Below are 1,327 nucleotides of genomic sequence, written 5' to 3' on the forward strand. Positions count from 1 at the left end.
GGTCTGAACCGGATAGATAGGTGACAGAATAGACCGGAGAGATGGTTGACAGGTTTTCTTGTCGGCGAAGGAGGGCTTTGCCGATGCCGTTCAAGGAGACCTGTGTGATGGACGAGAAGCTGCGTTTCATAGCGGCGTGCCTGAGGGAAGAGAGCGCCATGTCGGCGGTGTGCGAGGGTTTTGGGATCAGCCGGCAATGGGGGTATGAGCTTCTGCGTCGATACCGTTCGGAGGGGGCGGCTGGGCTGGTGCCCCGTTCGCGGGCGCCGGTTCGGCCTGGACGGTCGATGGCCGATGGTATGGCGCAAGAGATCGTGCGTCTGCGCTGCGCGCGGCCGAATTGGGGTCCCAAGAAGCTGCGCGCTTTCCTGCAAGCCACCGTTCCCGGCGCGGCCTGGCCGGCGGCGTCGACAATCGGCGACCTGTTGCGGCGGGAAGGGCTGAGCGCGCCGCGTCGGCGTCGGCGGACGGCGTTGCCTTTGACCCGCCCGTTCGCGCCGGTGCGCTCGCCGGGAGATCTATGGTGCATCGACTTCAAGGGCTGGTTCAGGACGAGGGACGGGACGCGTTGCGATCCGTTGACCCTGAGCGACGCCGACAGCCGGTTCCTGATCGACTGCCGGATCGTCGCACCGACCGCCGCGGGCGTGCGGCCGGTGGTCGAGGCGGCGTTCCGCGAGCATGGCCTGCCCCGGGCGATCCGGTCCGACAACGGCCCGCCCTTCGCCGGCAGCGGGGCCGGCGGGCTGAGCCGGCTCTCGGTCGAGTGGGTCAAGCTCGGCGTCCGGCTGGAGCGGACCGATCCGGGGTGCCCGCAGCAGAACGGCCGGCACGAGCGGATGCACGGGACCTTGAAGGCGGAGACGGCGCGGCCGCCAGCGGCCGACGCCACCCGGCAGCAGAGGCGGTTCGACGCCTTTCGGCACGACTTCAACCATGTCCGGCCGCACGAGGCGCTGGGCCAGGCGACGCCGGCCAGCCGTTACGCACTCTCGCCCCGGCCCTATCCGGCGTCCAGCGCCGAACCGAACTACGACGCTGACCACGCCGTCCGACGGGTGCGGAGCAACGGCGAGATCAGATGGGGCGGCGATCTCATCTTCGTCAGCGAAGTCCTGGTCGGCGAGCCGGTCGGCGTCGCCGAAACCGACGCCGGCGACTGGATCATCCGCTTCGCCGACCTGCCGCTCGGCGTCATCGACCGACGCACCCACAAATTGCGCCGCTTCACGGCGGCCCGGCCGGGCCGCCGTGAAGCAGAACAAAACCAGAAATCTGTCAACGATCCTAACGGTCTATAACGTCAACTATGTTCCCGGTTGCTCAC

Annotated in this window: 1 protein-coding gene; it reads left to right on the forward strand. The window is 68.3% G+C overall.

Annotated elements, in window-relative coordinates; translation table 11 throughout:
- Positions 1-107: 107 nt before the first annotated feature.
- Positions 108-1,301 carry an IS481 family transposase gene (locus AAFN89_RS20785; protein WP_347541235.1) on the forward strand — a complete coding sequence of 398 codons (1,194 nt, stop codon included), beginning with the start codon at positions 108-110 and terminating at the stop codon, positions 1,299-1,301.
- Positions 1,302-1,327 lie beyond the last annotated feature (26 nt).

The sequence above is a fragment of the Inquilinus sp. CAU 1745 genome, from assembly GCF_039839375.1.
In the GTDB taxonomy this organism is placed as follows: domain Bacteria; phylum Pseudomonadota; class Alphaproteobacteria; order DSM-16000; family Inquilinaceae; genus JBDOQU01.